The organism is Flavitalea flava (assembly GCF_054461575.1).
Window position 1 is genome coordinate 1 of sequence record NZ_JBTLQH010000112.1, and the last position, 2,316, is coordinate 2,316.

The 2,316-nt window shown below is 43.3% G+C and carries 1 protein-coding gene; it reads left to right on the plus strand.

Translation table 11 applies throughout. From position 1 onward, the window contains the following. The coding region (locus ACX0G9_RS31585; protein ID WP_459068990.1) for a non-ribosomal peptide synthetase at positions 1 to 2,225 on the plus strand (2,225 nt) is incomplete at its 5' end. Positions 2,226 to 2,316 lie beyond the last annotated feature (91 nt).

The following is a 2,316-nucleotide window of genomic DNA, read 5'->3' on the forward strand; positions in this document are numbered from 1 at the left end:
TAACAGGAGATCTGTTCGACAGCCTGCTCGTATTCGAGAACTACCCGGTCAGCAAAGTGATCACCTCCCGATCCTGGAGCCTTGATGTACGGGGTGTGCAAATGCACGAACAGGATAATTACCCATTCAGTATTACTATTGGAGTAGGGAATACCATCAACATACTCTTTCATTACAATAGCCGATTATTAGATGAAGTATTCGTGAAAAAGATACGCGGCCATTTTGAACAGGTATTGCGTCAATTATCAGGCGAAATATCCTCTCATCAAAAAATTAAAGAGCTTGAATTGCTCACGGTGTCAGAATATTACCAATTGACGGAAGAGTTTAATAACACCCGGTCAGATTATCCCCTGGATCGGACGGTATTGGATCTCTTCAAAGAACAGGTTCAGCGTAGAGCGGATACAGTGGCATTGATTTTCGGAGATGAATCATTAACCTACCGGGAGTTAGATACGCGTTCGAACCAACTAGCTAATTATTTAAAGAAAAAAGGAGCGGGGCCTGAAGTCCTGGTTGCCATTTGCATCGAACGATCCCTGAATATGGTCATTGGGATATTAGGCATCCTAAAGTCCGGAGGAGCATATGTACCCATTGATCCTTCTTATCCCGCTGCGAGGATCAGGTATATGCTGGAGGATACGGGTGCAGAGGTCTTTGTAAGCAGCAGTGCCTGCCGGCACAAAATGCCGACGGATTATTCGGCTCATCCCGTTGATCTGGATATGGATTGGCCGGACATTTCCAAAGAACCGGACCAATGTCTGCAATACTCAGCGCGCAAACGTGACCTGGCTTATGTAATTTATACCTCCGGTTCCACAGGCCATCCAAAAGGAGTGATGATTGAACAGGGAAGCCTGTATAATATGACCATGAGCTGGCGTTTCCGCTATGAGTTAGAAAAATATCCTCCGGTCTTATTATCCCTGGCCAGTATGTCTTTTGACGTATTTACCGGTGACCTGTGCAGGGCCTTACTTAACGGAGGAACAATGGTCTTGGTTCCTGAGGATAAAAGATTGGACATAACATACCTGTATGAAGAAATAGGAAACCGAAAAGTCAGTATGTTGGATGCAACGCCTGCGCTGATAATGCCTTTAATAAGGTATTCGGAAATACAAACTGTACCCCATCACTCGTTAACTCTGTTAATTGTTGGCTCCGATCAATTTATGGTGAAAGATTATGAACACGTATTTGCTTATTGCAGGAGCAGAAAAATAAGACTTATTAATAGTTATGGGTTAACAGAAACGACTATCGATTCATCAGGTTTTGAGGGTCAGGCTGAAGGCCTGGATATTGTTCCAATTGGAAAGCCATTGGCAAATACCACACTTTATATCGTTAATGGCAGTGGACAAATAAATCCAATTGGAGTTGAAGGTGAGCTTTATGTAAAAGGAGCGGGATTAGCCCGCGGTTATTTAAACCGGCCGGAATTAACTGCAGAGCGTTTTACCGCCGATCCCTTCAGTAATGCAGGAAAGATAAGCGGAAAGGTATCTGGGTCAATGCCCGACGTTGATTCCAGGATATACCAAACCGGCGACCTGTGCAAATGGCTGCCAGATGGAAATATAAGTTTTATAAGCAGAAAGGATGAGCAGGTTAAAATCAGAGGCTACCGGATTGAATTGGGAGAGATCGAACATAAACTGCAACAGCATGCATTTGTGAATCAGGCGGTAGTGACGGTACGAACCGATAAGTCGGGAGATAAATTGCTGGTGGCCTATGTCGTAACAAACGAAACATTTGACAGCAGGACGCTCGCGGATTATTTAAAGAACGAATTACCGGAATATATGGTGCCTTCCCTGTTCGTTCAACTTGATCAGCTTCCTTTGACGGGAAATGGAAAGATCGATCGAAAGGGATTGCCGGATCCGGATGTTTCTTCACAGATATATAATAACTACATGGCGCCGGTTACAGAGATCGAACTGAAATTGGCGGAAATCTGGAAGGATTTATTGTCTCTTGAAAGAGTGGGCATTCATGACAATTTTTTTGAATTGGGCGGACATTCTCTGCTGGCCACCCGTGTTATATCAGCTATCAAAAAAGATTTCCTTTTATCCCTTCCTATCCGTATTCTATTCGAATTTAATACGATCAATGACCTGGGTAAGTATCTAGAACTGGAATTACTTGCCAAATCGGCCAAAGAAGAAGATTTGACCATGTTTGAAGTGGTCGATCTATAGCCATTTAACCCATAAAAACAATAATTATGTTATTCAGTACCGCGATTAGTTTGCTTCATGCGGCTAAAAAAGCAGGGATAGGGATCATCCT